The following is a 2,075-nucleotide window of genomic DNA, read 5'->3' on the forward strand; positions in this document are numbered from 1 at the left end:
GCCCCTGGCTGTGGCCCGGGGGGGCGACGCCCGGGGTTTCGGTCGGGGGGGCGGCACCCTCCCGACCCGACGCGCCCCCGGCCCGGCAGACGACTTGGCTGCTAGTCGGCGAACTGGGCGCCGAACTGCGGTGTGCCCGAGGTCGAGACGCCCGAGGTGCTGGGGGAGATCGTGCGGGAGCCGGTGGTGGTGATCTTCGTGCCGTTGGAGGGGAGGTAGGTCACCGCGCCGTTGCCGTCGTTCTCGTACGAGCCGACGAGCAGGTCCGCCTTGCCGTCGCCGTTGACGTCGTCGAGCTTGACGTCGGCGCCGAAGAGGTCGCTCTTCTCGTCGGCGCCGGGGACGCCGGCCGTGCTTTGGGCGAAGGACTGGACGCCGGTGGTGGTGTCGGCGCCGGTCGCGGAGCCGTAGACGACCGTGACCATGCCGGCGTTGGTGGCGGCGCCGAGGTCCTCGTTCGGGGCGGAGACGACGACGTCCTGGTAACCGTCGCCGTTGACGTCGCCGAGGTCCAGGTCCCAGCCGAAGGCGTCGCCCTTCTCCGAACTGCCGGGTATGTTCCCGGAGTTCTGGGTGATACCGGTGGTGGAGGCGGGGCCGGACGCGGAGCCGTAGGTGATGTTCACCTTGCCGCCGTTCGCCGAGTCCGGGACGGTCGTACCGTCGCCGGTCGTGGCGTCCCAGCCGGCGCCGGTGACGATGTCGCCGTAACCGTCGCCGTTGATGTCGCCGATACCGGTGACGATGCCGGCCTTCAGGGTCTTCACGCCCGCGATGCTCAGGCCGTTCGCGGCGCCCGGCACGTAGTAGTTGGTGTTCCAGCCGTTGGACGTCTGCGACTCGAAGCCGTCGACCACGAGGTCGGTGCGGCCGTCGCCGTTCACGTCACCGGCCGTGAGGTGCTCCGGGCCGTACGGGAAGCCGGTCGTGCCGGAGCGGATCGGGGGCTTGATCGTGTAACGGCCGCCGGGCTTGCCGGTGGAGCTGCTGAAGCCGCCCTTGTAGACGTAGACAGTGGCGGACGAGCTACCGACTGCGAGGTCTGCCTTGCCGTCGCCGTCGAAGTCGCCCGCGGCCAGGGTCTGGCCCCAGTTGTCGTGCCCGGACACGGCCGGGTCCGGGACGTCGCTGCTCTTGCCGGTCAGGCCGCTCTTCGAGCCCCACAGGATCGCGAGCGCGCCGCCGTCGGTGTCGGTACCGACCTTCTCGTACGGCGAGGCCACGGAGAGGTCGTCGTATCCGTCGCCGTTGAAGTCGGCGTACGCCGTCGCGTAGCCGAAGTAGTCGCCCTTCTCGGCGGTACCGGGCACGTTGCCGGAGTTCTGGCTCAGCGTCGAACGCTTCGCGGACGATACGCCGGTGGCGGTGCCGTACAGCGCGACGACCTGGCCGGCGTTGGCCTTGCCGGTGACGTAGGCGCCGGGCGCGGAGGCCACGGCGTCGCCGATTCCGTCGCCGTTGAAGTCGGCCTTCGCGGTTTTGAAGGAGTCGGCGGCGCTTGCTGTCGTCGCCGAGAGCGTGAGCAGACCGCCCGTCAGCGCGGCCGCGGCGGCCGTCGCGAGGGCGAGTCTCAGGTACGGGTGTTGCTGCTGGTGCATGCGGGGTTCTCCTGCGGCATGCGGGGGATGCGGGCGGGCATCCGCGTCGGTGAGGTGTCGATCGGTGTCGATGGGTGCGTACCGTCCGTGTTTGCCGGGAGTTGTCCTCGGCTTCACCGGTGGTTGGCGATCAGGAGACCTGCGGTGGTGCGTAAGGGTTGTACGTGAGTTCAGTAAATCTCTGGGGGCGGTGCGGTCGGTGGTGGGGCGGAGGGCGTTGGCGAGGAGTTCGGAGGCGGGCGGGGTTGTCGGTCGGGGTGCGGCGCGAGTTCCGGGGATCGCCTCGACCGAGCTGTCCGGTACGGAGGTGGGCCGGGCGCGGCGATGGCAGCTTCCGGGCGTCAACTCACCGCCCTGAGATGCCGCTTGCGTACGTCGTGAAGTGACCGTTGGGCCGCCCGCTTCTTTGTCAGTGTCGGGATTGCGTGAGCCGAGTAAAGGGCGCTCCCTGCGGTCGCGTCGGCTACGCCGATTCCG

1 protein-coding gene is annotated in these 2,075 nt (G+C 70.1%); it reads right to left on the minus strand.

The genetic code is table 11. The features are described from left to right. Positions 1-101: 101 nt before the first annotated feature. Positions 102-1,598 (minus strand): FG-GAP and VCBS repeat-containing protein, encoded by a 1,497-nt coding sequence (locus tag ACFWP5_RS52330; protein WP_384174507.1) that lies wholly within the window; start codon positions 1,596-1,598, stop codon positions 102-104. Between the last annotated feature and the right edge of the window lie 477 nt (positions 1,599-2,075).

Origin of the sequence: Streptomyces sp. NPDC058469 (assembly GCF_042721125.1) — a bacterium.
Taxonomy (GTDB): Bacteria; Actinomycetota; Actinomycetes; order Streptomycetales; family Streptomycetaceae; genus Streptomyces.

Coding starts and splice junctions, on each gene's coding strand:
- ACFWP5_RS52330 (WP_384174507.1), bottom strand. CDS start 1,598: ATGCACCAGCAGCAACACCCGTACCTGAGACTCGCCCTCGCGACGGCC.